Source organism: Enterobacter sp. V87_3 (assembly GCF_029967835.1).
Taxonomy (GTDB): Bacteria; Pseudomonadota; Gammaproteobacteria; order Enterobacterales; family Enterobacteriaceae; genus Enterobacter; species Enterobacter cancerogenus.
On the sequence record NZ_JASCAM010000026.1, the window covers coordinates 16,648 to 42,928 of the forward strand.

23 protein-coding genes are annotated in these 26,281 nt (G+C 57.5%); 9 read left to right on the plus strand and 14 right to left on the minus strand.

Features of this window, described 5'->3' with window-relative positions:
• Positions 1-156 precede the first annotated feature (156 nt).
• The 4 genes from QLG21_RS15640 to QLG21_RS15655 all read right to left on the minus strand — a co-directional run bounded on the left by QLG21_RS15640 (position 157) and on the right by QLG21_RS15655 (position 2,648).
• Entirely contained in the window at positions 157-1,056 is a 900-nt protein-coding gene (locus QLG21_RS15640) for a Dyp-type peroxidase (protein WP_006176610.1), read from the minus strand.
• A gap of 92 nt (positions 1,057-1,148) precedes the next feature.
• Positions 1,149-1,724: an RpoE-regulated lipoprotein gene (locus QLG21_RS15645; protein WP_006176611.1), complete on the minus strand. Its 576-nt coding sequence runs from the start codon at positions 1,722-1,724 to the stop codon at positions 1,149-1,151.
• A 62-nt stretch (positions 1,725-1,786) separates the two neighbouring features.
• On the minus strand, positions 1,787-2,236 hold the full coding sequence (locus QLG21_RS15650; protein ID WP_006176612.1) for a DUF2919 domain-containing protein: 450 nt from the start codon (positions 2,234-2,236) through the stop codon (positions 1,787-1,789).
• Positions 2,223-2,648, minus strand: coding sequence for a GNAT family acetyltransferase (locus QLG21_RS15655; RefSeq protein ID WP_006176613.1), 426 nt, complete (start codon positions 2,646-2,648; stop codon positions 2,223-2,225). Before QLG21_RS15655 ends, QLG21_RS15650 begins: the two co-directional genes overlap by 14 nt.
• Positions 2,649-2,860: 212 nt before the next feature.
• On the opposite strand from QLG21_RS15655, the gene amiA reads away from it, so the two are divergent.
• Positions 2,861-3,736, plus strand: a complete 876-nt coding sequence (gene amiA / locus QLG21_RS15660; RefSeq protein ID WP_137849471.1) for an N-acetylmuramoyl-L-alanine amidase AmiA — start codon at positions 2,861-2,863, stop codon at positions 3,734-3,736.
• Positions 3,736-4,635, plus strand: coding sequence for an oxygen-dependent coproporphyrinogen oxidase (gene hemF, locus QLG21_RS15665; protein WP_006176615.1), 900 nt, complete (start codon positions 3,736-3,738; stop codon positions 4,633-4,635). Before amiA ends, hemF begins: the two co-directional genes overlap by 1 nt.
• Positions 4,636-4,704: 69 nt before the next feature.
• Here hemF and maeB read toward each other — a convergent pair whose 3' ends face one another.
• On the minus strand, positions 4,705-6,984 hold the full coding sequence (gene maeB, locus QLG21_RS15670) for an NADP-dependent oxaloacetate-decarboxylating malate dehydrogenase (protein WP_282484763.1): 2,280 nt from the start codon (positions 6,982-6,984) through the stop codon (positions 4,705-4,707).
• Between the two features lie 290 nt (positions 6,985-7,274).
• Here maeB and tal point away from each other — a divergent pair, with 290 nt between their 5' ends.
• The gene (tal, locus tag QLG21_RS15675) at positions 7,275-8,225 is read left to right on the plus strand and encodes a transaldolase (RefSeq protein WP_006176617.1); all 951 of its coding nucleotides are present in this window, start codon (positions 7,275-7,277) and stop codon (positions 8,223-8,225) included.
• 19 nt (positions 8,226-8,244) lie between these two features.
• A complete protein-coding gene (tkt, locus tag QLG21_RS15680; protein ID WP_058610275.1) occupies positions 8,245-10,233 on the plus strand; it encodes a transketolase in 1,989 nt (662 codons plus the stop codon).
• Between the two features lie 97 nt (positions 10,234-10,330).
• On the opposite strand, the gene QLG21_RS15685 is transcribed toward tkt, so the two are convergent.
• A complete protein-coding gene (locus QLG21_RS15685; RefSeq protein ID WP_282484764.1) occupies positions 10,331-11,368 on the minus strand; it encodes a DUF1176 domain-containing protein in 1,038 nt (345 codons plus the stop codon).
• 103 nt (positions 11,369-11,471) lie between these two features.
• Positions 11,472-12,068, minus strand: a complete 597-nt coding sequence (gene nudK / locus QLG21_RS15690; protein WP_282484765.1) for a GDP-mannose pyrophosphatase NudK — start codon at positions 12,066-12,068, stop codon at positions 11,472-11,474.
• 280 nt (positions 12,069-12,348) lie between these two features.
• Here nudK and narQ point away from each other — a divergent pair, with 280 nt between their 5' ends.
• Both narQ and acrD read left to right on the plus strand, forming a co-directional pair.
• Positions 12,349-14,034 (plus strand): nitrate/nitrite two-component system sensor histidine kinase NarQ, encoded by a 1,686-nt coding sequence (gene narQ / locus QLG21_RS15695; protein ID WP_282484766.1) that lies wholly within the window; start codon positions 12,349-12,351, stop codon positions 14,032-14,034.
• Between the two features lie 201 nt (positions 14,035-14,235).
• Entirely contained in the window at positions 14,236-17,349 is a 3,114-nt protein-coding gene (gene acrD, locus QLG21_RS15700) for a multidrug efflux RND transporter permease AcrD (protein ID WP_282484767.1), read from the plus strand.
• Positions 17,350-17,468: 119 nt separating this feature from the next.
• On the opposite strand, the gene ypfM is transcribed toward acrD, so the two are convergent.
• A complete protein-coding gene (gene ypfM, locus QLG21_RS15705) occupies positions 17,469-17,528 on the minus strand; it encodes a protein YpfM (protein ID WP_100780840.1) in 60 nt (19 codons plus the stop codon).
• A gap of 387 nt (positions 17,529-17,915) precedes the next feature.
• On the opposite strand from ypfM, the gene QLG21_RS15710 reads away from it, so the two are divergent.
• From QLG21_RS15710 to QLG21_RS15720, 3 genes are read left to right on the plus strand one after another with little or no spacing between them, the layout of a single operon-like run.
• The gene (locus QLG21_RS15710; RefSeq protein WP_058610280.1) at positions 17,916-18,272 is read left to right on the plus strand and encodes an ArsC family reductase; all 357 of its coding nucleotides are present in this window, start codon (positions 17,916-17,918) and stop codon (positions 18,270-18,272) included.
• Between the two features lie 3 nt (positions 18,273-18,275).
• Positions 18,276-19,403, plus strand: a complete 1,128-nt coding sequence (gene dapE / locus QLG21_RS15715; protein ID WP_042320379.1) for a succinyl-diaminopimelate desuccinylase — start codon at positions 18,276-18,278, stop codon at positions 19,401-19,403.
• A gap of 25 nt (positions 19,404-19,428) precedes the next feature.
• Entirely contained in the window at positions 19,429-19,626 is a 198-nt protein-coding gene (locus tag QLG21_RS15720; protein ID WP_000383991.1) for a YpfN family protein, read from the plus strand.
• A 39-nt stretch (positions 19,627-19,665) separates the two neighbouring features.
• Here QLG21_RS15720 and ypfH read toward each other — a convergent pair whose 3' ends face one another.
• The 6 genes from ypfH to dapA all read right to left on the minus strand — a co-directional run bounded on the left by ypfH (position 19,666) and on the right by dapA (position 26,151).
• The gene (ypfH, locus tag QLG21_RS15725; protein WP_282484768.1) at positions 19,666-20,361 is read right to left on the minus strand and encodes an esterase; all 696 of its coding nucleotides are present in this window, start codon (positions 20,359-20,361) and stop codon (positions 19,666-19,668) included.
• 73 nt (positions 20,362-20,434) lie between these two features.
• The gene (locus QLG21_RS15730) at positions 20,435-22,408 is read right to left on the minus strand and encodes a GNAT family N-acetyltransferase (RefSeq protein ID WP_282484769.1); all 1,974 of its coding nucleotides are present in this window, start codon (positions 22,406-22,408) and stop codon (positions 20,435-20,437) included.
• On the minus strand, positions 22,408-23,277 hold the full coding sequence (locus QLG21_RS15735) for a neutral zinc metallopeptidase (RefSeq protein ID WP_042320385.1): 870 nt from the start codon (positions 23,275-23,277) through the stop codon (positions 22,408-22,410). Before QLG21_RS15735 ends, QLG21_RS15730 begins: the two co-directional genes overlap by 1 nt.
• Before the next feature lie 121 nt (positions 23,278-23,398).
• A complete protein-coding gene (gene purC, locus QLG21_RS15740; protein ID WP_042320387.1) occupies positions 23,399-24,112 on the minus strand; it encodes a phosphoribosylaminoimidazolesuccinocarboxamide synthase in 714 nt (237 codons plus the stop codon).
• Positions 24,113-24,221: 109 nt separating this feature from the next.
• Entirely contained in the window at positions 24,222-25,256 is a 1,035-nt protein-coding gene (bamC, locus tag QLG21_RS15745; RefSeq protein WP_137849480.1) for an outer membrane protein assembly factor BamC, read from the minus strand.
• 16 nt (positions 25,257-25,272) lie between these two features.
• Positions 25,273-26,151 (minus strand): 4-hydroxy-tetrahydrodipicolinate synthase, encoded by an 879-nt coding sequence (dapA, locus tag QLG21_RS15750; protein ID WP_058610283.1) that lies wholly within the window; start codon positions 26,149-26,151, stop codon positions 25,273-25,275.
• Positions 26,152-26,281 lie beyond the last annotated feature (130 nt).

Sequence of the window (26,281 nt, forward strand, 5' to 3'; positions counted from 1 at the left end):
GATGACTATCTTATGGTCATAATATTTATAACGAGGACGAAAGGAGTAACGGTTTTATATACCGTTTGGTGATTTAGAAGCAGAAAAGAGAATAAGGCTGCGGGGAAAATTGCCGGGTGGCGCTAACGCTTACCCGGCCTGGGTATGGGGAGCGGTTTACAGCGCGAGCAGTCGCTCTACGGACGGCGCAAAGTAGTAGCCGCCGGTCACCGGTTTGGTGAAGCGCAGCATGGCGTCGCGCTTGCCGTCGGTGTCGCCGAACATGCTCAGCAGTTGCTGTTCAATGTTATACAGGCGCGCGCAGTAGGCGCAGAAGTAAAGGCCGTGCGTGCCGCTGGCGGTGCCGTACGGCAGGCTCTGGCGCACAATCTTCAGCCCTTTGCCGTCTTCCTTGAGGTCTACGCGAGTCAGGTGCGAGGTCACAGGACGGACGTCGCCGTCGATCTCTTCGTTGGCGTCCTTGGTGCGGCCGATCATCATCTCCTGATCGTGCACGCTCATGCGGTTAAGCTGCTTGAGGTTATGTTCCCAGCGCTGGACGAACACGTAGCTGCCGCCCGCGTCCACGCCGTCTTTGATCACCGCCACTTCGCGACGCGTCTCTTCACCCGCCGGGTTTTCGGTTCCGTCAACGAAGCCGCTCAAATCGCGCTCTTCCACCCAGCGGAAACCGTGCACCTCTTCCTGCACCTTGATGCTGTCGCCAAAGGCCTCCAGCGCCGCCTGGGCCACGGAAAAGTTCAGGTCATGACGCAGGGAAAGGATATGGATCAGCACGTCGTACTGGGTTGCCGGGGCCAGGCCTTTGCCGTAAGGGATGAAATCTTTCAGCTCTTGCGCTCCTTCGCCGCCGCTCAGCTGGCGCCAGACGTTATTGCCAAACGCGACAACCGCGCCAAGGTGGGCATCCGGGAATGTCGCCTGAAACGTCGCCAGTTTATCGATAAAAATTTTGCTGGCCGCACGCAGGGCATCCACGTCCCCGTTGACGTTGGCTTCAATCCAAATCGCCGCGCGGCAATGTTCTGGCAAAATGCCACTCTGAACCTGAGACATCGTTCCTCCTGAAAAAAAGATGCCACGGTAGCGTGGCATTGATGGCGGCTATTATACCTGGATTTCAGCGAGGCGGTTTGTTCAGGCGCAAATTACTGCTTCCAGATAATCTTGCTCACTTTCCAGGTTTTCAGCGTGTCGTCAGACGGCATTAACCCTTCCGGGCCGCTCCACTCGCCGGTGAAGAGATAGCTGATGTGCAGGCTGCCCTCCGCCTTACACTCTACCGCGACGCGGTCGTCCGACGGCACGCTGGCGCAGTGACCAAAGGCTTTTTGATAAAGATCGCCAAACGGCGTGCCGACCTTCACGCCGCTCGCCGTAGGAATGTCCTCATCCATCACCGCCACGCGATTAACGGTGCCGTTATCGCCGTTGATCACCAGCGCCAGTTTGTCATCCTTCAGGGCTTCAAAATAACGCACGATGGTGCCGTTTTCGGTTTTCATACCGCTGCGCAGGCGGTAGTCACTGCCCAGCGCGTCCTGAATGGCGTCCTGGTTCAGCGCGGTGGCGGCGGTGATGTTACCCACGCCCTGCTCGGTGACTTCCGTTGAAGAGCCAAACCAGTTCCACGGATAGGCTGCAGACCAGTTAACGGAGGAGAGCGTTGAGCAGCCGGTTAACGCCAGCGGCAGAGCGCATAAAAGTAAACGCAGCGATTTCATTAAAACGTCCTTTCTTAGTCAATCAACGCTTGTTGGAGTGCGGCATCGGCAAAAAGTGCCGCTTAATCTTTCTCGGGGGTAAAACAGGCGCGCAGACGCGGGTTGGTCAGCAGCCACAGCAGCGCGACGATGTCCGCCACCACCAGCGCAACCCCGATGCCCGACAGCGGCTCGCCGTTAAGCCAGAGCCACGGCTGCCAGCCCAGCAGCACCACCTGCGCAAGGATCAACAGCCCGCGCAGCGCGCTCCAGACGCGCGGGATAACCTGCCGCCGTCCGCTGCACAGAAACGCCAGCACCGCAGGCACGCCGGGCAGCAGTCCGAGCCAGAACGCGTCGTGGTCGGGGTAGAACAGATTCAGCAGCGTGTCGCCCTGCCCGCGCGACGCGCCGGCCATCACAAACAGTACCCAGGTGCGTGCCTGTAACAGCAGCACGCACCAGAACAGAAAGGGCAAACGAAGACGACCCTGGGTGTCGTAATCGGCAGGGTGAAACTCAATACTCTTCATCTTCGATCAAACGCTTACCTAAACTCAGCACGTCGGCATGCTCATAGCCCAGACGCTCATACATGCCCAGCACCACGTCGTTGTCTTCCCGCACCATGATCTGGATCTTCGGACAGCCGCGAGCAATCAGTTTCTTTTCCAGACGATTAAGCAGCGCGTTAGCTATGCCGCGCGCGCGGTATTCCGGATGAACGCCCAGATAATAGGCCGAGCCGCGATGTCCGTCGTAACCGCCCATCACCGTACCGACCACCTCGCCATTCACTTCCGCAATCAGGAACAGACTGACGTCGTGATTGACCTTACGTTCGATATCCATTTCCGGATCGTTCCACGGACGCAGCAAATCGCAGCGCTCCCAAAGGGTAATCACCTCTTCGAAATCTTCCTGGCGAAAAACGCGTATCTCCATGGTATTAACCGCCTTTTTGGGTTTAAAAACAGTAATTATCGCCCGAACGCCCCGTTTAGCCAATATGCGGGGAAAATCTCGCCAAAATTTGGCATAATGTCACTTTGTCACGTATTGAAATGAAAAGTAAAACAATTCTCAATAAGGACTGTCGTAACGCCAAACGCGATACGATATAACACCAGGACCCCAATTTTTACTATTCAGGCCGCATGAGCACATTCAAACCATTAAAAGCACTCACATCGCGTCGTCAGGTTCTCAAAGCGGGGCTGGCGGCCTTAACGTTAACGGGCATCGCAAAGCAGGCTCAGGCAAAAGACGAGAGCACGCTAAAAACCCATAACGGGCACAGCAAGCCAAAAGCTAAAAAAGCGGGCGCACGACGCCTGGTTATGCTGGATCCGGGTCATGGGGGCATTGATACCGGCGCCATTGGAAGAAACGGTTCGAAAGAAAAACACGTCGTGCTGGCGATTGCAAAAAATGTGCGATCGATTTTACGCAACAACGGCATTGACGCGCGTCTGACGCGCACCGGCGACACCTTTATTCCCCTGTACGACCGCGTTGAAATCGCCCATCAGCACGGCGCCGATCTGTTTATGTCGATTCACGCCGACGGCTTTACTAATCCATCCGCGGCGGGCGCATCGGTGTTTGCCCTCTCTAACCGTGGGGCCAGTAGCGCCATGGCTAAATACCTCTCCGACCGTGAAAACCGGGCGGACGAAGTGGCCGGGAAGAAAGCGACCGACAAAGATCACCTGCTCCAGCAGGTGCTGTTTGACCTGGTTCAGACGGACACCATTAAAAACAGCCTGACGCTCGGCTCGCATATCCTGAAAAAGATCAAGCCCGTGCATCGGTTGCACAGTAAAGGCACCGAGCAGGCGGCGTTTGTGGTGCTGAAATCGCCGTCGATCCCCTCGGTGCTGGTTGAAACCTCGTTTATCACCAACCCGGAAGAGGAGCGACTGCTCGGTACTACGGCGTTTCGCCAGAAGATCGCCAATGCCATTGCCTCCGGGATCATCAGTTATTTCAACTGGTTTGATAATCAAAAAGCGCACTCCAGGAAACGTTAATGAAACCCAATGCACAGCGGGTGAAATCCTTCCTGATGCAGCTGCAGGATGAGATTTGCCAGAAACTGGCCGCCGAAGACGGCGGTGAATTCCAGGAAGATAGCTGGCAGCGCGACGCGGGCGGCGGTGGCCGAAGCCGCGTGCTGCGTAACGGCGGCGTCTTTGAGCAGGCCGGCGTAAACTTTTCCCACGTTCATGGCGATGCCATGCCCGCCTCCGCAACCGCGCACCGCCCGGAGCTGGCGGGCCGTAGCTTCGAGGCGATGGGCGTATCGCTGGTGGTGCATCCGCATAATCCCTTTGTGCCGACCAGCCACGCCAACGTGCGTTTTTTCATTGCGGAAAAACCGGGGGCCGATCCGGTCTGGTGGTTTGGCGGCGGGTTCGATCTTACGCCCTACTACGGCTTTGAAGAGGACGCCGTGCACTGGCACACCACCGCGCGCGACCTGTGCCTGCCGTTTGGCGAAGACGTTTACCCGACCTACAAAAAGTGGTGCGACGACTATTTCTATCTCAAGCACCGCGATGAGCAGCGCGGCATTGGCGGGCTGTTCTTTGACGATCTCAACACGCCGGATTTTGACACCGCGTTTCGCTTTATGCAGGCGGTAGGCCAGGGCTTTACCGACGCCTACCTGCCCATCGTCGAGCGGCGCAAAAACACCGATTACGGCGTGCGCGAACGGGAGTTCCAGCTCTATCGACGCGGGCGCTACGTGGAGTTCAACCTGGTGTGGGATCGCGGTACGCTGTTTGGCCTGCAAACCGGCGGGCGCACGGAGTCGATCCTGATGTCGATGCCGCCGCTGGTGCGCTGGGAGTACAACTTTGATCCGAAAGAAGGCAGCCCTGAGGCTGCCCTGAAAGCGTTTATTCGGGTTCGGGACTGGGTTTAATGCCGGCGCTTGCCCGGCCTGCATTATCCGTAGGTCGGGTAAGCGAATGCGCCACCCGACACCACGCCCTTACAGCGGCTGCGTCTGCGCCTCAACCACCGCCAGCGCCACCATGTTCACAATCCGCCGCACAGAGGCAATCGGTGTTAACACATGCACCGGCTTCGAGATGCCCATCAGCACCGGTCCTACGGTGACCCCTTCAGAGCTGGACACGCGCAGCAGGTTGTAGCTGATCCGCGCCGCTTCGACGTTCGGCATGATCAGCACGTTAGCCGAGCCTTTCAGCGGGCTGTCCGGCATCCGTTCGTTGCGAATGCTCTCCACCAGCGCGGCATCGCCGTGCATCTCACCGTCGATCATCAGCTCCGGCGCACGCTCGCGCACCCGCTCCAGCGTCTCGCGCATTTTGCAGGCCGCCGCAGATTTCGAGGAACCAAAGTTTGAATGAGAGAGCAGCGCAACTTTCGGCTCGATACCAAACCGGCGCACGGTTTCCGCCGCCATCACGGTGATTTCCGCCAGCTGCTCCGGCGTCGGATCGTCGTTGACGTAGGTATCCGCAATAAAGGTGTTCCCGCTAGGCAGCAGCAGCGCGTTCATTGCCCCGGCGGTATGCACCCCGTCGCGATAGCCGAAGATCTCCTGCACCACGCTGAAATGCTCATGGTAATCACCGACAGTGCCGCAGATCAGCGCATCTGCTTCACCACGCTGAACCATGATCGCGCCGATCACCGTGGTGTTGCTGATCACGGCTTTCTGCGCCTGCTCCTGGGTGATCCCGCGACGTTTCATGATCGCGTAGTATTCGTTCCAGTACTCTTTGAAACGCGGATCGGATTCGTTGTTAACGATCTCAAAGTCCACGCCCGGCTTAATCTGTAGCCCCAGCTTCTGGATACGCATCTCGATTACGCTCGGACGGCCAATCAGGATTGGTTTCGCCAGCCCTAAGGTGATCAGCTCCTGCGTCGCGTGCAGCACGCGCGCCTCCTCCCCTTCCGCCAGCACCACGCGCTTCGCGTCGGCGCGCGCCTGGGAGAAGATCGGCTTCATGAACAGGTTGGTTTTGTAAACAAACTCGGTGAGCTTATCGACGTAGGCATCGAAATCCTGAATCGGACGCGTCGCCACGCCGGAGTCCATCGCCGCTTTGGCTACCGCTGGCGCGATTTTGACAATCAAACGCGGGTCGAACGGTTTAGGAATGATGTAGTCCGGGCCAAAGCTCAGATCCTGATCGCCATAGGCTGAGGCAACCACTTCGCTCTGCTCGGCGTGGGCCAGCTCGGCGATGGCGTGAACAGCGGCCAGCTTCATCTCTTCGTTGATTGCCGTCGCACCCACGTCCAGCGCGCCGCGGAAGATGAACGGGAAGCACAGCACGTTGTTCACCTGGTTTGGGTAGTCCGAACGACCGGTACAGATAATGGCGTCTTCACGCACCGCTTTCGCCAGCGGCGGCAGGATTTCCGGCTCCGGGTTCGCCAGCGCCAGGATCATCGGCGCGCGCGCCATCTTCTGCACCATCTCCTGGGTCAGGACTTTCGGTCCGGAGCAGCCCAGGAAGATATCCGCGCCCTCGATCACGTCGTCCAGGGTCCGTTTTCCGTCATCGTCCACCGCGTACGCCGCTTTGGTTTCCGCCATGTTTGGCTCGCGGTCTTTATAGATCACGCCTTTGGAGTCGCAGACCACAATGTTGTGCTTCTGCATCCCAAGCGCCACCAGCAGGTTCATACAGGCAATCGCCGCCGCGCCCGCACCCGAGACCACCATGCGCACGTCAGACAGATTTTTTTCCACCACCCGCAGGCCGTTCAGAATGGCCGCGGTGCTGATAATCGCCGTGCCGTGCTGGTCATCGTGGAACACGGGAATGTTCATGCGCTCGCGCAGCTTTTGCTCGATATAGAAACATTCCGGCGCTTTGATATCTTCCAGGTTGATGCCGCCGAATGTGGGCTCCAGGGCTGCCACCACGTTGATGAATTTGTCCGGGTTCAGCTCGTCCACTTCGATATCAAACACGTCGATACCGGCAAATTTCTTGAACAGTACGCCCTTCCCTTCCATCACCGGCTTACCCGCCAGCGCACCGATATTGCCTAATCCCAGTACCGCCGTGCCGTTGGAGATCACCGCCACCAGATTACCGCGCGCGGTGTATTTGTAGGCTGCCAGCGGGTCTTTTTCAATTTCCAGACACGGCGCGGCAACGCCCGGCGAGTAGGCCAACGCCAGATCGCGCTGGGTCGCCAGCGGCTTGGTAGGGGAAACCTGGATTTTGCCCGGAACCGGGAATTCATGAAAATCGAGAGCACTTTGTTTTAACTGATCATCCATCTTGTTATTCCTTCACGTATCGATCAAAAAGGGTGATGTTTACGATCCTGATGCACACCCTGGAGTGCCGCATAGTATCGCCGCAGGTGGCCGACTAAACTTTGAAGGCTGCCAAACTCTCACCATTGCAGAACAAAAATTGTTATCAATTTATAACAGTGATGTTACCCGTCTCAGAAAGCAATGCCTCCCCCGTCTGCTATGCTTTTTTGTTAAGTCGATCATGATTTTCGCAGAAGTGTGAACAAACACACTCGACTAACTCTTTTATTTCCAAGGAGTAATTATTTATGAACCAGCTAGACGGCATCAAACAATTCACCACCGTAGTCGCGGACAGCGGCGATATCGAGTCTATCCGCAGCTATCAGCCGGAAGATGCGACCACCAACCCCTCGCTGCTGCTCAAAGCGGCAGGGCTTGAACATTTCAGTCATCTGATTGATGACGCCATCGCCTATGGCAAACAGCGCGGGAAAACCCAGGAGCAGCAGGTCGCCGAAGCCAGCGACAAGCTGGCGGTCAATATCGGTGCGGAAATTCTGAAAAGCATACCGGGACGCGTGTCGACCGAAGTGGACGCCCGCCTCTCCTTCGACCAGGAAAAAAGCATCAACAAAGCCCGCCGCCTGGTAGAGCTTTATCAGGAGCAGGGAATTGATAAATCGCGCATTCTGATCAAGCTCGCTTCAACCTGGGAAGGCATTCGTGCCGCCGAGGTGCTGGAAAAAGAGGGGATCCACTGCAACCTGACGCTGCTGTTCTCCTTTGCTCAGGCACGGGCCTGCGCCGAGGCGGGCGTGTTCCTCGTCTCGCCGTTCGTCGGGCGTATCTACGACTGGTATCAGGCAAAACAGCCCATGGACCCGTACGTGGTGGAAGAAGACCCCGGCGTGAAGTCGGTCCGCAATATCTATGACTATTACAAACAGCACCGCTACGAGACCATCGTGATGGGGGCCAGCTTCCGCCGCACCGAGCAGATCCTCGCCCTGGCAGGCTGTGACCGCCTGACTATCTCCCCTGACCTGCTGAAAAAGCTGCAGCAGAGCGACGAGACGGTGATCCGTAAACTGGTGCCGACCTCAACCGTGCTGCCAAAACCGAAAGCGATGACGGAGGCGGAGTTCCGCTGGGAGCACAACCAGGACGCAATGGCCGTCGATAAACTGGCGGAAGGCATTCGCCTGTTCGCCGTCGACCAGCGCAAACTTGAAGATCTTCTTGCCGCCAAACTTTAACCTTGCCATGGAGTGAACTATGTCCCGTAAAGAGCTCGCTAATGCCATTCGCGCCCTCAGCATGGATGCCGTGCAGAAAGCCAATTCCGGCCACCCTGGCGCCCCGATGGGCATGGCAGATATTGCCGAAGTGCTGTGGAACGACTTCCTGAAGCACAACCCGACCGATCCCACCTGGTACGATCGTGACCGTTTTATTCTCTCAAACGGCCATGCCTCCATGCTGCTCTATAGCCTGCTGCACCTCTCCGGCTACGATCTGCCGCTTGAGGAGATCAAAAACTTCCGCCAGCTGCATTCGAAAACGCCGGGCCACCCGGAGATTGGCTACACGCCGGGCGTAGAGACCACCACCGGGCCGCTCGGTCAGGGTCTGGCGAACGCCGTCGGTCTGGCCATTGCCGAGCGCACGCTGGGCGCGCAGTTTAACCAGCCGGGCCATGACATCGTTGACCACTACACCTATGTGTTTATGGGCGACGGCTGTCTGATGGAGGGGATCTCGCACGAGGTCTGCTCGCTGGCGGGCACGCTGGGGCTGGGCAAGCTGATTGGCTTCTACGATCACAACGGCATCTCGATTGACGGGGAAACCGAAGGCTGGTTTACCGACGACACGGCCAAACGCTTCGAGGCCTACCACTGGCACGTGGTGCACGAAATCGACGGTCACGACCCTGAGGCGGTGAAAAAAGCGATTCAGGAAGCGCAGAGCGTGAAGGACAAACCGTCCCTGATTATCTGCCGGACCACCATCGGCTTCGGCTCGCCTAACAAAGCGGGCAAGGAAGAGTCGCACGGCGCGGCGCTGGGCGAAGAAGAGGTGGCGCTGACCCGTCAGAAACTGGGCTGGAAATACCCGGCGTTCGAGATCCCAAAAGAGATCTACAAAGCCTGGGACGCGCGTGAAGCGGGTGAACACGCGCAGCACGCCTGGAACGAGAAGTTCGCCGCCTACAAAAAGGCGCATCCGGCGCTGGCCGCCGAGTTTTCCCGACGCATGAGCGGGGGTCTGCCGGAGGACTGGGAAGCGAAAACCCAGGCGCTGATTGAAGAGTTGCAGTCCAATCCGGCCAAAATTGCCACCCGTAAGGCATCGCAAAACACTCTAAATGCCATTGGCCCGATCCTGCCGGAACTGCTCGGCGGCTCGGCGGACCTGGCACCAAGTAACCTGACCATCTGGTCTGGCTCTAAATCCCTGAAGGAGGACGTGGCCGGGAACTACATTCACTACGGCGTGCGTGAATTCGGGATGACGGCCATTGCCAACGGTATCGCCCATCACGGCGGCTTTGTGCCTTATACCGCCACCTTCCTGATGTTTGTTGAATATGCCCGCAACGCGGCGCGTATGGCGGCGCTGATGAAGGCGCGGCAGATCATGGTCTACACCCACGACTCCATCGGTCTGGGGGAAGACGGGCCGACGCACCAGGCAGTTGAGCAGTTGGCGAGCCTGCGCCTGACGCCGAACTTCAGCACCTGGCGTCCGTGCGATCAGGTAGAGGCCGCGGTCGGCTGGAAGCTGGCGGTTGAACGCCACAACGGGCCGACGGCGCTGATCCTGTCGCGTCAGAATCTGGCGCAGATTGAGCGTACACCGGAGCAGGTGAAAAATATCGCCCGCGGCGGCTACATTCTGAAAGACAGCGGCGGCAAGCCGGACGTGATTTTGATTGCTACCGGTTCTGAGATTGAAATCACCGTTAAGGCAGCGGAGAAGCTGACCGCCGAAGGTCACGCGGTGCGCGTGGTCTCCCTGCCCTCTACCGATATTTTTGACGCACAGGATGAGGCTTACCGTGAATCGGTCCTGCCTTCAAACGTTGCGGCACGCGTGGCGGTGGAAGCGGGGATCGCCGACTACTGGTACAAGTATGTCGGGCTGAAAGGCGCGATTGTCGGGATGCGCGGCTACGGCGAATCGGCCCCAGCCGACAAGCTGTTCCCGTATTTTGGCTTTACGGTTGAGAACGTGGTGGAGAAGGCGCTAAGCGTGATGTAGTGCGGTTTTCGTTGCCGGGTGGCGGCGACGCCTTACCCGGCCTACGATGTGGTGGCTTTGCAGGCCGGGTAAGCGACAGCGCCATACGGCCAAATAACTACCGCGTGATCCACAGCGTGGGCCAGGCATCTGGCCCATTCCAGCCATCGCAGCTTGGCTCTTCCGCATAGCGCACCAGGCGAAAGCGCTGGCCGTCAAAACGCCAGCGCGTCTGGATGCCGCAATCCCCGATACCGCGTCCTAACGCGAGGGTCGTCAACTCCCGGTTTTTCCCATCGAAGCTGGCATTCATCAGCTCCATCTCACTGCTCTCGCTTGACGGGGTAAACGGCAGCCGCAGCCTGACGGTACGGGCCGCGAACGGCTTTTTGCGTGACACCAGCCATGCCAGATCGACAGTGTTGTACGCCCCCGCCTCACAGCTGACGATCAGCAGCGCTTTGTCATCCGTTAACGCCGTGACGCGGACCTCGCGACGGCTGGGATCCAGCGAGCACTGGCTGTTATTCATCCGCCAAGTGCCATAGTCCAGCAGATCGTTTAGCTCAGCGTGAGTAAGCGGCGTGGGCGTCGGATTGACTGTCGCCACCTTTTTGAGGGCTGGCGCAGGGGGAACGCTCAGCGGCGGATCGTCCCCTTTTTTAATCCAGGCGGTTTCGCTGCCGACACGCTTTTGCTGAGCGTCTATAAACAGCAGCGCGGCTTTAAGGCCGTCCAGTGATGCAATCTGCCTGCCGCCGCGCAGCGTCAGCGTATGCCCTTCCTGTATATGCTTTAAAAAGGCAGAGATGGTCGCCGCATCTTCGGTTTTCAGGTGCCAGGGCGTAAGCTGCCAGCGCTGCGGGTCAAGCTTCACCGGCGCGTTGTCGAGCAGTAATCGCGGCGCGATGTCTGGCTCTTTCACCGAAGGCGAGGAAAACCCGCCGAGATCGATGCGCAGCGTGGCATCGGTTTTGGCCCCGGCGCTGCGGCTCAGCGTCATGACCAGTCCATGATGCTCGCCGGTATTGCGCGCCACGCAAAAATTCTGGTTATTGCAGGTGACCTGCCAGTCGGAGAAGGACTGCTGAGCAGGCGCAGCCCACACCAGCGGCGCGGGCAATACGCAAAGAAGGAACAGAAAGAAAAGGCGCATGAATGGCACAACCCCGGAAACGAAAACGCAAAACTGGGCGGTATCTTCGTGGCACAACCGGGCTTGCTCAATCAGATTTATCGGATAGATTTATCCGAAAGCCTCACTCCTGACGTTCGAAAGAGGGATTCATGAGGCCGGATGTTTGTAAATATTGTAACAATATCACCGCCTTACCGTCCCTGACCTCACCGTTTTTCACCATGTTAAGGGCTTCTGTAAAGGGGATCTCCAGCACGTCGATATCTTCATCTTCCACGCCGCCGCCCGGGTTGACCCGCTGCGCGTCGTGGTATTCGGCGATAAAGAAATGAACGATCTCCGTCACGCCGCCCGGCGACATAAACAGCTCAAAGACCTTTTTAACCTCGCCCACCTGGAAGCCTGTCTCTTCAATTGCCTCTTTACGAATACAGACTTCCGGCTCATCGTCGTCCAGCAGGCCTGCACAGGTTTCAATCAGCCGCCCGTCCGGGTTGCCGTTCACCCACGTCGCGACGCGAAACTGGCGGATCAGCACCACGCTCTGTTTTTCGCGGTTATAGAGCAGAATAGTTGCGCCGTTGCCACGATCGTAGACCTCGCGTTTATGGCGGATCACCTCGCCGTTTTTACGCGTTAAATCGTAGGTGATGTTACGCAGGACAAAGTAATTTTCAGAGAGGATTTTGTCTTTGATAACGTCTATTTTCAGGGTCATACAGGCTCCACGGCTAAATGAGTGTGGGTATACTACGCCGCGAAATCCGCTTTGTCGCCCGTCGACACGCGTGTGTTTTAAGCGTTTTACGCCGCGCCGTTGCAAAATCACCGCGTCGGCGAGCAGACGCAGCCGCTAATTTCGTGTAAACAATACCCCTACTCTTTATATAAAAAATCGTTTTACCCACAGCGGGGCTTGCGGACAGGGTTCACATCTCCGGAAGCCGGGCTATGTCCAGTGACCCTGTGGCAGATTAATTTTTTCAGGAAGCCGTTTTGTGACCGTTAAACGCCCCGTCTCCCGAAGCCTGGCTCAGGCTTTCTTTTCGATTATTATGCTGTCCGTGCTCACCAGCGCCATTGCGCTGCTGACGCTTGCCAGCAGCCAGCGCGACGCCGAGGCGATCAATATCGCCGGGTCGCTACGCATGCAGAGCTACCGGCTGGGCTACGAGATGCAGCGCACCAGCCCTTCGCTGGCTGAACACCGGGCGGTGTGGCAACAGACCCTCAGCGCGCCCGCGCTGCAAAAACTCAGCCGCTGGTACGTGCCGGACGACGTGAAGCAGCGTTATCAGCAGTTACATCTCGCCTGGCAGGAGATGGACAAACGCATCGCCAGCGGGGACACCGCGTGGTACCAGAGCCACATTGAAGATTTTGTGGGCCGTATTGATGCCTTTGTGCTGGCGCTTCAGCACTATACCGAGCATAAAATTCAGCTGGTTATCCTGATGTCACTGGCAGGCGGCCTCGGCATTTTGCTGCTGGCGATGACGACCCTGCGGCGGATCCGGCGTCAGGTCGTTCTGCCGCTCAAAAACCTCGTAGCGGCAAGCGAGCGCATCGAGCAACGCGCGTTTGATACCCCGGCTCCCGACACCCATCTGCCCAACGAACTGGGCCAGCTCTCCCGCGCCTTCAACCATATGTCAGGCGAACTGCACACGCTGTATCGCTCGCTTGAGCACTCCGTCGCCGAAAAAACCCGGCACCTGAATGAAGCGCATCAGCAGCTGGAAATGCTCTTCACCTGCTCTCAGGCGCTCAACACCGGGCAGATAGACAGCCACTGCTTCAGGCATATTTTGCAGATTGTGCATGACTACACGCAGATGAATTATCTGGAGCTTCGCACCAGCGACGACTGGCGGCTGGCGGAGGGCACCGAGTCTGACACCGTCCAGATGCAGAGCCTGCCGGTGCTGATGCAGGACACGCTGTATGGCGAACTCCGCTGGCAGAGCGATACCGCGAACGTGTCCCTGCCCCTGATGAAAAGCGTCGCAACGATGCTGGGGCGTGGGCTTTACTTCAATCAGGGGCAAAAGCACTTTCAGCAGCTGCTGCTGATGGAAGAGCGCGCGACCATCGCCCGCGAACTGCATGACTCGCTGGCGCAGGTGCTTTCTTACCTGCGGATCCAGCTTACGCTGCTCAAACATACTGTCCCGGAGGAGAACGCGCCCGCGCAGACCATCATTGCCGACTTTTCCCGCGAGCTCAACAACGCCTGGCAGCAGCTGCGTGAGCTGCTCACCACCTTCCGCCTGACGCTGAACCATGCCAACCTCCCCGCCGCGCTGCAGGAGTCGCTCGACGGCTTACAAAGCCAGACCCAGGCGAAGCTGACGCTCGACTGCCGCCTCTCTTCGCTGGCGCTGGATGCCCAGAAGCAGGTTCACCTGCTGCAAATTGTGCGCGAGGCGGTGCTGAATGCCATCAAGCACGCCGAAGCGAGCGAGATCACCGTAAGCTGTATTACCGCTGCGGATGGCACCCACACGGTGACGATCCGCGACAACGGCATCGGTATTGGGGAGGCCAGCGAACCACCGGGGCACTACGGCCTGAATATCATGCGCGAACGCGCAGGGCGGCTTGGGGGCACGCTGAGCTTCTCTCAGCCGCCAAATGGCGGGACGCAGGTCAGCGTAAGGTTCAGTACACCTGCGGGTAAATAACGGTAAAGTCATGCGTTATGCCAACGCCTCGTCCTGAAGATGCATGATACTTTCCGTCGCGCCCGCGTGGGGGCGCGGCGTAAACGCGCATGATAATTTACAATATCTCCTTTATTTCTCCACGTTTGGCTCTGCTCTTGCCGCTACAGTGATGCGGGCAATTTACAATAATGACGTGCAGCAAAACGAGGTCACTTTTTCATGGCGAATTTTTTCATCGATCGCCCCATTTTTGCCTGGGTACTTGCCATCCTGTTGTGTCTGACAGGTGTCCTGGCGATTACGTCGCTTCCCGTTGAGCAATATCCCGAACTGGCGCCGCCTAACGTGCGCATCACGGCTAACTATCCCGGTGCCTCGGCGCAGACGCTTGAGAATACCGTGACGCAGGTTATCGAGCAGAACATGACCGGCCTCGACAACCTGATGTATATGTCTTCCCAGAGTAGCGCCACCGGTCAGGCAACCGTGACGCTCAGCTTTACGGCGGGTACCGACCCGGACGAAGCGGTGCAGCAGGTGCAAAACCAACTCCAGTCGGCCCTGCGCAAGCTGCCTCAGGCCGTGCAGAACCAGGGCGTGACCGTGCGTAAAACCGGTGACACCAACATTTTGACCATAGCCTTTGTCTCCACCGATGGCTCGATGGATAAGCAGGATATTTCCGACTACGTCGCCAGTAATATTCAGGATCCGCTGAGCCGTATTAACGGCGTGGGGGATATCGACGCCTACGGTTCGCAGTACTCGATGCGCATCTGGCTTGACCCGAATAAGTTAACCAGCGTCCAGATGACCGCTAAAGATGTCACCGACGCCATCGAATCCCAGAATGCGCAAATCGCGGTGGGCCAGCTCGGCGGCACGCCGTCGGTGGATAATCAGGCGCTGAATGCCACCATTAACTCGCAGTCGCTGCTGCAAACGCCGGAGCAGTTCCGCAATATCACCCTGCGGGTCAATCAGGACGGTTCTGAAGTGCGCCTGGGCGATGTTGCCACGGTTGAAATGGGGGCGGAGAAATATGATTACCTGAGCCGCTTTAACGGTAATCAGGCGTCAGGTCTGGGGGTAAAACTGGCTTCAGGCGCTAACGAGATGGCGACCGCTGAACTCGTACTCAACCGCCTGGACGAACTGTCGCACTTCTTCCCGCACGGCCTGGAGTACAAGGTCGCCTACGAGACCACCTCATTTGTGAAGGCGTCCATTGAGGACGTGGTGAAAACCCTCCTCGAAGCCATCGCGCTGGTGTTCCTGGTGATGTACCTGTTCTTACAGAACTTCCGCGCCACGCTTATCCCCACCATTGCCGTGCCGGTGGTCCTGCTCGGCACCTTCGCGGTGCTCTACGCCTTCGGATACAGTATCAACACGCTGACCATGTTCGCCATGGTGCTGGCCATCGGCCTGCTGGTGGATGATGCTATTGTGGTGGTGGAGAACGTTGAGCGCATCATGAGCGAAGAAGGACTTTCGCCGCGCCAGGCAACGCGCAAATCGATGGGGCAGATTCAGGGCGCGCTGGTAGGCATCGCGATGGTGCTGTCGGCGGTGTTTATCCCGATGGCCTTCTTTGGCGGCACTACCGGCGCAATTTACCGCCAGTTCTCTATCACCATCGTCTCTGCCATGGTGCTGTCGGTGCTGGTGGCGATGATCCTCACCCCTGCCCTCTGCTGTACCCTTCTTAAGCCGCTGCATAAAGGTGAACAACACGGCCAGAAAGGCTTTTTCGGCTGGTTTAACCGCATGTTTAACCGCAACGCAGCGCGCTACGAAGCGGGCGTGGGGAAGGTCCTCCACCGCAGCGTGCGCTGGATGGTGGTGTATGTCCTGCTGCTGGGCGGCATGGTTTTCCTGTTCCTGCGTTTGCCCACCTCCTTCCTGCCGCTGGAAGACAGAGGGATGTTTATCACCTCGGTCCAGCTCCCGAGCGGCTCAACCCAGCAGCAGACGCTGAAAGTGGTGCAGAAGGTGGAGAATTATTTCCACACCCAGGAGAAGGATAACGTGGTTTCCGTCTTCTCCACCGTGGGTTCCGGCCCAGGCGGTAACGGGCAGAACGTGGCGCGTATGTTCATACGTCTGAAAGACTGGGAACAGCGCGACAGCAAAACCGGCTCCTCCTTTGCCATTATTGAGCGAGCCACGAAGGCGTTTAGCCACATCAAAGAGGCGCGCGTCTTCGCCAGCAGCCCTCCCGCCATCAGCGGAATGGGTAGTTCGGCAGGGTTTGATATGGAGCTGCAGGATCACGCCGGCGCGGGGCACGACGCGCTCATGGCTGCCCGCGATAAGCTTCTGGATCTGGCTGGCAAAGATCCGCAGCTCACGCGCGTTCGTCACAATGGCCTGGATGACAGCCCGCAGCTGCAGGTGGATATCGATCAGCGTAAAGCGCAGGCGCTTGGCGTCTCTATTGACGATATCAACGATACGCTGCAAACCGCCTGGGGCTCGAGCTATGTGAACGACTTTATGGATCGCGGCCGTGTGAAAAAGGTCTACGTCCAGTCAGCCGCCAAATACCGCATGCTGCCGGATGATATCAACCGCTGGTACGTGCTAAGTAACGCGGGCGGTATGGTGCCGTTCTCGGCGTTTGCTACCTCCCGCTGGGAAACCGGTTCGCCTCGTCTGGAGCGTTACAACGGCTACTCGGCACTGGAAATTGTCGGCGAAGCGGCACCGGGGGTGAGTACCGGTACGGCGATGGACATTATGGAAAAACTGGTGCAGCAACTGCCGGCCGGTTTTGGCCTTGAGTGGACGGCCATGTCTTACCAGGAGCGCCTCTCCGGTGCGCAGGCGCCTGCCCTGTACGCGCTGTCGCTGCTGGTGGTGTTCCTCTGTCTTGCCGCCCTGTATGAAAGCTGGTCGGTGCCGTTCTCGGTCATGCTGGTGGTGCCGCTAGGGGTGATTGGCGCCCTGCTCGCCACCTGGATGCGCGGCCTGGAGAATGACGTTTACTTCCAGGTCGGGCTGCTCACCGTGATTGGCCTGTCGGCGAAAAACGCCATTCTGATCGTCGAGTTTGCCAACGAGATGAACGCTAAGGGGCACGACCTGATGGCCGCCACGCTCCACGCCTGCCGCCAGCGCCTGCGACCGATCCTGATGACCTCGCTGGCGTTTGTCTTTGGCGTGCTGCCAATGGCGACCAGTTCAGGGGCTGGCTCCAGCAGCCAGCACGCGGTAGGGACTGGCGTCATGGGCGGTATGATTTCGGCGACGATCCTGGCTATCTATTTCGTCCCGCTGTTCTTTGTGCTGGTTCGTCGCCGTTTCCCGCTGAAGGAACGCCCTGAATAAGCGGGCAACGCGTGACGGGTATAAAAAAGGCGGCTTAGTTAGCCGCCTTTTTACTGTGTGATAGATTCACACTATGGTTATTTTACTTATTTAAGTGCTCTTGCAATTCTTACTGAATATCATTTACGAAGCATGTCTTCGATAAAGTCTTTCCAGTTCCCCAGTTCACGTTCAATCATAACAACCTCTCTTATTATTATGCGTATTCTACGGAAAACCATCATCATTGTGAAGATAATTTAGCCAATCGCTGCGATTGCACACCGCGCCTACCCGGTGTTCAGGGTAACTATGCGCCGGGGTGAGTAAATTTTATGTGACGTACAGCAATATTTAGAAATAACCCTGTAAGCGGGTGAGATTCTATTAACTTACTCACGCTGTTCACTATTTAGAGTTAATGGACAACTATGCTTAAATGATGAAATAATATTCAGCATACAGATGTACGTTGAATTATGAAGAATAATGAATTAAGCGATTTACTGAGCGTGCTATATTTCACTTAAGGATATATCTTCGAAATAATTGAACATTTCATCATCATTAGAGCAAAAGGATTCAACATGGTTGTGATGTACGGCATTAAAAACTGCGACACCATCAAAAAAGCCCGCCGCTGGCTGGAGGCCAGGAACATTGAGTACCGCTTCCATGACTACCGCGCCGATGGCCTTGATGCAGAATTTCTGCATACCGCCATCAACGAGCTGGGGTGGGAAGCGCTGCTGAACACCCGCGGTACCACCTGGCGAAAACTTGATGAATCGCTGCGAGCCAGCATCACCGACGCCGACAGCGCGGCCAGGCTGATGCTTGAAATGCCAGCAATTATCAAACGCCCATTGCTCTGCAAGCCAGGTCAGCCTATGCTGCTGGGTTTCAGTGAAACCTTATATTCAGACTTTTTTGTTGAGGTGTAGTCTATGTCATGCCCGGTCATTGAGCTGACTCAGCAGCTTATTCGCCGTCCTTCCCTGAGCCCGGACGATGCAGGTTGTCAGGCATTAATGATTGAACGCCTCCGGGCCATCGGGTTTACCGTTGAAACGATGGACTTCGGCGACACGCAGAACTTCTGGGCATGGCGCGGCGAAGGCGAAACGCTGGCGTTTGCCGGGCATACCGATGTGGTTCCTGCGGGCGACGCAGACCGCTGGATCAACCCGCCGTTCGAGCCGACTATCCGCGACGGCATGCTGTTTGGCCGCGGTGCGGCGGACATGAAAGGTTCGTTGGCGGCCATGGTCGTGGCGGCCGAGCGCTTCGTGGCGCAGCATCCAGACCATAAAAACCGTCTCGCGTTTCTGATCACCTCCGATGAAGAAGCCAGCGCGCACAATGGCACGGTTAAAGTGGTTGAGGCGCTGATGGCGCGCAACGAACGTCTGGACTACTGCCTGGTGGGCGAACCGTCCAGCACCGAGGTCGTCGGCGATGTGGTAAAAAACGGGCGTCGCGGGTCGCTGACCTGTAACCTGACGATCCACGGCGTGCAGGGACACGTGGCCTATCCGCATCTCGCCGATAACCCGGTTCACCGTGCGGCCCCGATGCTCAATGAGCTGGTGGGTATTGAGTGGGACAAAGGCAACGAATACTTCCCACCGACCAGTATGCAGATAGCAAACATCAAGGCCGGGACGGGCAGTAACAACGTCATCCCGGGCGATTGTTTCGTTCAGTTCAACTTCCGCTTCAGCACTGAACTGACCGACGAAATGATCAAAGCGCGCGTGATGGCGCTGCTGGAGAAGTATGAATTGCGCTATACCGTGGACTGGTGGCTGTCCGGCCAGCCGTTCCTGACGCAGCGCGGTAAACTGGTGGATGCGGTGGTGAATGCCATCGCGCACTATAATGAAATTAAGCCACAGCTGCTGACAACGGGCGGCACCTCCGACGGACGCTTTATTGCCCGCATGGGGGCACAGGTAGTCGAACTGGGTCCAGTTAACGCGACCATTCATAAAATCAATGAGTGCGTCAACGCGGCAGATTTACAACTGCTGGCCCGTATGTATCAACGTATTATGGAGCAGCTCGTCGCCTGACGGTTGCTCTGAGAAGGAATAGCGAATGGATTGGCTTTCAAAGTACTGGTGGATCCTGGTGCTGGTGTTTTTAGTGGGCGTGCTGCTTAACGTAATTAAAGATCTGAAGCGCGTTGATCACAAAAAATTCCTCGCCAACAAACCGGATCTCCCGCCGCATCGTGACTTTAACGACAAGTGGGACGATGAAGACGACTGGCCGAAGAAAGACCAGAAGAAGTAATTGTCATTCCCCTCACCCTGTAAGGTAGAGGGGAAACAATTACATAAACTCGACAATATCATCATCATTCGGCTTAGCGCCGCTGAGCGCTTCATCGAAGTAGTGCTTCGGCACGGTGTAACGCAAATGGTCGAGCGCAAACTGCATGCTACGATCGTCAATCGCATGCCCCAGATCCTCGACGATATCCAGCGTGACATCCCCGCCTTCACGAATGAGCGCCTCCTGGGCAGCCACCGCGTGAGCCAGATCGATTACCCGGTCTTCACCACCGTGGATCAGGTGAATGGTAGTGTGCGTAGTGGCCCGCTGCGGCAAGGTCGCAAAGCGTCCGTTAAAAGCAATGACGCGCGAAACCAGACCCGGCTGCGCCTTCACGCTCTCAAGCGACATAATCGACCCCTGTGAGAAGCCTATCAGCGCGGTGGCGTTAGCCCCCACGCCGCTCTGCTGCTGCCAGTAGCGCACGATTTCGATAAAAGCAGGCATGACGGCATCAATGCGCGCCTGACGGTTCTCTTCGGTCACTTCTTGCACGGAGAACCACTGCCGGCCATCCGGGCCGCATGGCTCCACGCCACCAATGCTGATAATCAGCGCGTCCGGGAATATCGGTGCGAACCAGCTGCCAATCTGCCCCATGTTGACGGCATTATCGCCAACGCCATGAAACAGCAGCAGTAACTGTTTAGCCGGTTTGTCCGGGCTTTGAACAACAAAATGGTCATGTTTCATGGCGAGCTCCTTAATTGATAAGCAGGATTTTACGCCTCTCGGGGGTAATGACTATGCCACTTTACTGAAGAAGTCATTGAAAAAATTGCCATTGCAAAACGCGCTCTCTCAGTTGCTGACAGCGCGCGCGATCGAGCGTTTCCAGCGCCAGGGCGGCGTCACTACGCAGGCGCGCCAGCAATGCTTTACGCCCGGAAAGAGAGAGTTCGGCACTGAGCGCGGCCTCCTCTTTTCGTGCCTCAATTTTTCCGCGCAGCGCCGCCAGCGGCGCATCCACCGCGAGCAGCAGACGCGTTAAGGCCGCCACCGAGGTCGAAAACGGGCGATGAGCAAAGGCAAACCCTGCCAGCTCCAGCCAGTCATCACTGTTAAGGGTAGCCTCCCAGCGATCGGGCACGGGGATCTTTTCTTCATTCCACGCCGAAAGAACGCGCGCATCGCGGCACAGTCGTTGGTGTTCCTGCTCGCACAGCCGGTGCCCTGGATCAGTTAGCGGTCGCATCGCCATCGCCGTGTAGCAGCCGCTGCTGGCCTCCCGGTGGCTGCCCATGCGCACCAGCACAAAGCCACACTGCTGCCAGAAGCGCCACAGCTCGTCGGTATAGCCGAAACTGACGGAGAGGTAATCCTGCCCGCCGGCAGTGCGGATCAGCGCCTGGCCGATCCCCTCCCGCTGACGATGGGGATGCACGGCTATGCGGGTCACGCGTCGCCCGCTAAGCGTTGCGGCTAGCGGTGACCCGCCGTGCGCCGCCAGAGACTGGGCCACAAGATTTCCGCGTGGACGGCGATATCCCGCCCACACCGCGCGGCTCAATTCAGGGGATAACCCGCCCTCCTCCACCAGCCAGAGCGCCCCGACAATAGCCCTGCCCGCTTGCGCGACGGCAAAATGCTGACCGGGGGCATCCATCATTCGGCGTAAATCGAGCGGCGACGTACGGTAGTGTGCGGCGCACAGCAGCTCGTAAACGCCCGCCACGCGCGCCGGATGACGCTCCCAGTCCTGCGGTTCAAGCGAGCCTAAGGTCACGTCGCCTGCGGGACGCTGGTCAATAAGCGCATCGTCAAACAGCAGGGCGCTATCAACAACCCGCTCAAGCGGACACCCGGCCGCCCAGCGGATCGGGCTGGAAAGCGTGTAACGCTGCAACGCGCTAAACCGTGCGCAGAATTTAAGCAAAAAGCCCCTGCCGGTGCCTTCATAGCCCTGCACCGTCGTGGTTAGCACAACCCGTGGGAAACGGTTGACCAGCTGTTCAAGCAGCGGGCCGGGGATGGCAGCCGCCTCGTCAACGATCAGCCAGTCCGCCTGCACGTCGCTTGCCAGGATGGCGTCCGGAGCCATGAAGTGAAAGCGCTCTCCGGCGAAGCGCGCGATCACGTCGGTCGCGCCTTTTGCCGGCGCGGTGACGATAGCGCAGCCCGCCACACGCGTAAGCAACATCCCCGCGAGGGCCGATTTCCCGCGCCCGCGCGGGGCGGTGATGGCCGCAACGCCAGGCTCCATCGCCAGCAGCGCCGCCAGAATAGCGGCCTGCTCGCGCTGCGGCTCGCCGCGGGCGGGCTGCCAGTCAGGCACGTCAGGGAAGGATGGAAGGGATAACGCCTTTTCTTGCTGCCAGATAATCGCGTCGGGATCGGCGGCGATTATCCGGCAAAAATGGTGAACGAAGTGCGGCGTGGCGATCGGGTCGGGTCGGTCACTCCAGCGTACGGAATCCGCGTCCGGCGTATCAGCCCACCGGGACAGGGGCGGAACCAGCAGCACCAGCAGGCTTCCGGCACGCAGCGTTCCGGCAAGCGCGGCAAAAGCGGAGACGTCAAACCCAACGCGGGCATCAAAGACGGCATGCAGAAACTCGCGCCCCAGCAGCCCGCTCATGGCCTTTGAGGGATGTTCACCAAGCCACGGCCAGTCGCCGGGCAGGGTATCGCGCAGGGCGACTGCCTGCGCAAGCGCCCACTGCGGCTCCCCGCTGAGCACCACCAGCCGACGATGGCCTGTGCGCCCGAGCAGGGTTATCAGATTTTCAAACGCCAGCATTACATGGCTTTACCGAAGGTATCGCACTGCGCCGGGTCGCCACTGTCGAAACCCCGTTTGAACCAGGTGTAGCGCTGTTCAGAGGTTCCGTGCGTAAAGCTGTCCGGCACCACGCGGCCCTGGCTCTGCTGTTGCAGACGATCGTCGCCAATGGCTTCTGCCGCGTTCAGCGCCTCTTCCAGGTCCCCCGCTTCAAGCACGCCCTGCTTCTGCATGCTGTTGCCCCACACGCCGGCAAAGCAGTCCGCCTGCAGCTCCATGCGCACCGACAGGTGATTCACTTCCGTCTGAGAGGCATTCTGCTGCATCTGGCGCACTTTAGGTTCGATACCGAGCAGCTTCTGTACGTGGTGTCCGACTTCATGCGCAATTACATAGCCCTGGGCAAAATCGCCGTCAGCGCCGAGCTTGCGTTTCATGTCGTCGTAAAAAGAGAGATCGATATAGACGGTACTGTCAGCCGGACAGTAGAACGGGCCCATCACCGACTGCCCGGTACCGCAGCCGGTACGCGTCGCACCGCGGTACATCACCAGTTTCGGCGGCTGATAGGTTTTCCCCATCTTCTCGAACTGCTGACTCCAGGTGTCTTCGGTCGTGGCGAGGATCACGGAGGTAAATTTCGCCGCTTCATCTTCATTCGGGCTGATGGAGCGCGACGATTGTTGCTGCTGCTGAAGAGGTTCTCCGGTCAGCATCCCGGTTAAATCGACACCGTAATAGCCCGCAACCAGCACCACGATCAGCAGAATAATCCCGCCCTTTCCACTGGGTAACCGGAAGCCAGGACCGCCCATAGACGGGCCGCCGCCGCTACTGCTGCGCCTGTCTTCTACATTGTCACTTTCACGACGCCCTTGCCAGCGCATAAACACCTCGAAAATATCCTATTATTCATAGCTATGATCGTAGGCGGTTAATGGCAAGATTACCATAGGAAACAAAGGTAAGACGCCAAAGGATGCAAACATCCTTTGGCAACAGAGAGGATCAGTCGAGCTTAACGCCTAAACGGTGAGCAACCGCTTCGTAGGCTTCAATCAGACCGCCCAGGCTCTGACGGAAACGGTCTTTATCCATTTTATCCAGCGTCTCTTTGTCCCACAGGCGGCTGCCGTCCGGGGAGAACTCATCGCCCAGCACCACTTCGCCTTTGAACAGACCGAACTCCAGCTTGAAATCAACAAGGATCAGGCCCGCGTCGTCGAACAGCTTTTTAAGCACGTCGTTGGCTTTGTAGGTCAACTCCTGCATGCGCGCCAGGTTCTCTTTACTGACCCAGCCAAAGGTTTCGCAGTAGGATTCGTTAACCATCGGATCGTGCATGGCGTCGTTTTTCAGGAACAGATCGAACAGCGGAGGATTCAGCTCGATACCTTCTTCAATGCCAAGACGCTTCACCAGAGAGCCAGCGGCGCGGTTACGCACTACGCATTCCACCGGGACCATATCAAGTTTCTTCACCAGACATTCCGTATCGGACAACAACGCTTCCATCTGGGTCGGAATACCCGCTTCGGCCAGTTTGGTCATAATGAAGTGGTTGAACTTGTTGTTCACCATGCCTTTACGATCGAACTGCTCAATGCGCGCGCCATCCCCTGCTGACGTATCATTGCGGAACTCGAGCACCAACAGATCGGGGTTTTCCGTGCTGTATACGGTCTTCGCTTTGCCACGATACAACTCAGCTTGCTTCTGCATCTTCATTACTCCTGGTGTGATAATTTGAGTTCAAAACTGGGAATATTATGCCACGCACACGTTTGCGTAGCACGAAAATAAAAAGGGCTGGATTAACCAGCCCTCATTTTTATTTGCTGAATGCAGCCTGGAAGACCGCGACCAGCGCATCGTTCTGCGACTGGGTCAGCGTGTGCCCTTTCGGATCGATAAACTGCAGGCTACTGCGGTTATCGAGGTCACCGACCTGAATTTTATAATCGCCGGAGGCCAGCTGTGGATCGCGTGCGCCCAGCTCCTGCCATGCGCTATCGGACAGCGGCTTATAGGTTGCCGTCATGCTACCCGTTGAACGCGTGCTGTCAGAAACCTTCATGCCCATTTTTTCCAGCGTCGCTGGCAGGCGCTGCCAGGTCTGGTTAAATGGCGCACGAACGACCAGCATTGGCAGACCGGTCTCATCAGCGGCGCTCTGCACGTCGAAGGTGATCCCGTTACTGCTCCGCGCTGCGTTAGCCGCATCCGTCGCGTTTTTATCCAGCCCGGCGGCAATCACGTTCAGCATTTCGGTGCTGTAGCGCTGCATGGAAGCCGGATCGGCCACCGCTTTACCCGCCTGCTCCAGGTTCAGCAGCTTAACGGTGACCGCCTGCTGATAACCCTGAGGCTTAACGGAGACTTGATAACGACCACGGTACTGCTGATCTTCATCCAGACGGTTCCAGTTAATCCAGTCGGTGGTTAACGTCTGGCTGGCGTCGTCACGTTTGTCGATGGTGTAATTCTTCGCCTGAATGACGCTCACCACCTGCGGCCACAGGGTGCTGTTACGACCGCTTTCAACCAACAGCGATGCGGTATCACCGGTAAACTGGGTACGCGCGCCGCTCACCAGCGCCAGAGGCTGTGCCGGTGGACGAATATCAAGCGCTTTACCCACCTGACCGCTACCGTTGGTCACGGGAATATTGTAATCACCGTTTTGAATCGGCAGGATCATGCCAGCAGGTGCGTGAAGTTCAGCAAGCGGTGTCGCATCCAGATAGGATTCATCACCGCTCACCTGGCGCTTGTAGCGCGAGTCTGAACTACAGGCAGCGAGCAGCATCACAAGCGAAACACTCGCAACCTTCGCCAGGCGCGACTTCTGTACTGAATAAGCCATCAAATCTCCCTAAACTTTACAGCAAACCAGCATGCTTGAGCGCGCCAGCGACGATATCGCGACCGTGGTCGGTAATCGGTGTCATTGGCAGACGCAGCGTGTCGGTTGCTACAAGTCCCAACTCCTTACAGGCCCATTTCACTGGGATCGGATTGGGTTCGACAAATAATTTATTGTGCAACGGCATCAGACGCTGATTAATCACGCGAGCGTCATCAAAATGACCGGCCGCCGCCAGCTTGCACATTTCCGCCATATCGCGCGCCGCAACGTTTGCCGTTACGGAAATCACGCCATGGCCTCCGAGCTGCATAAAGTCCAGCGCGCTCGCGTCATCACCACTCAACAGGATAAAGTCGTCTGAAACCAGCTCTTTGATCTGATGAACGCGGCTTAAGTTCCCCGTTGCCTCTTTAATCCCGATAATATTTTTTACTTTCGAGAGGCGACCAACGGTTTCCGGCAGCATATCGCAACCGGTGCGGGACGGCACATTATACAGAATTTGTGGCAAGTCAGTATGTTCAGCGATGGCTTTGAAATGCTGGAACAAACCTTCCTGGGTAGGACGGTTGTAGTAAGGGGTAACCGTCAGACAGCCGACAATGCCGCTGTCGTTGAAACGTTGAGTCAGGCTGATAGCTTCTGCGGTGGCATTCGCACCCGTTCCCGCGATGACGGGAATGCGTCCGTCAGCCAGCTCAAGGGTCAGCATCACCACATCGCCGTGCTCTTCGTGGCTCAACGTGGCAGATTCACCGGTAGTCCCTACCGAAACGATCGCCGAGGTTCCGTTGGCGACATGGTAATCAATCAGCTTCTTCATGCTTGACCGGCAGACATTACCTTTTTCATCCATCGGTGTAACAAGCGCGACAATACTTCCCGTGAACATGGGCCATCCTCTGTGCGAACAAGAGCCTCAATGTTACGTTTGGAACTGTAATAAAAGCAAGCGACCTGAGGCTCTCAGGCGGTTGTATGCATGTTTTTTTTATGCTTTCCTTAGGAAGACTTAACCAAGC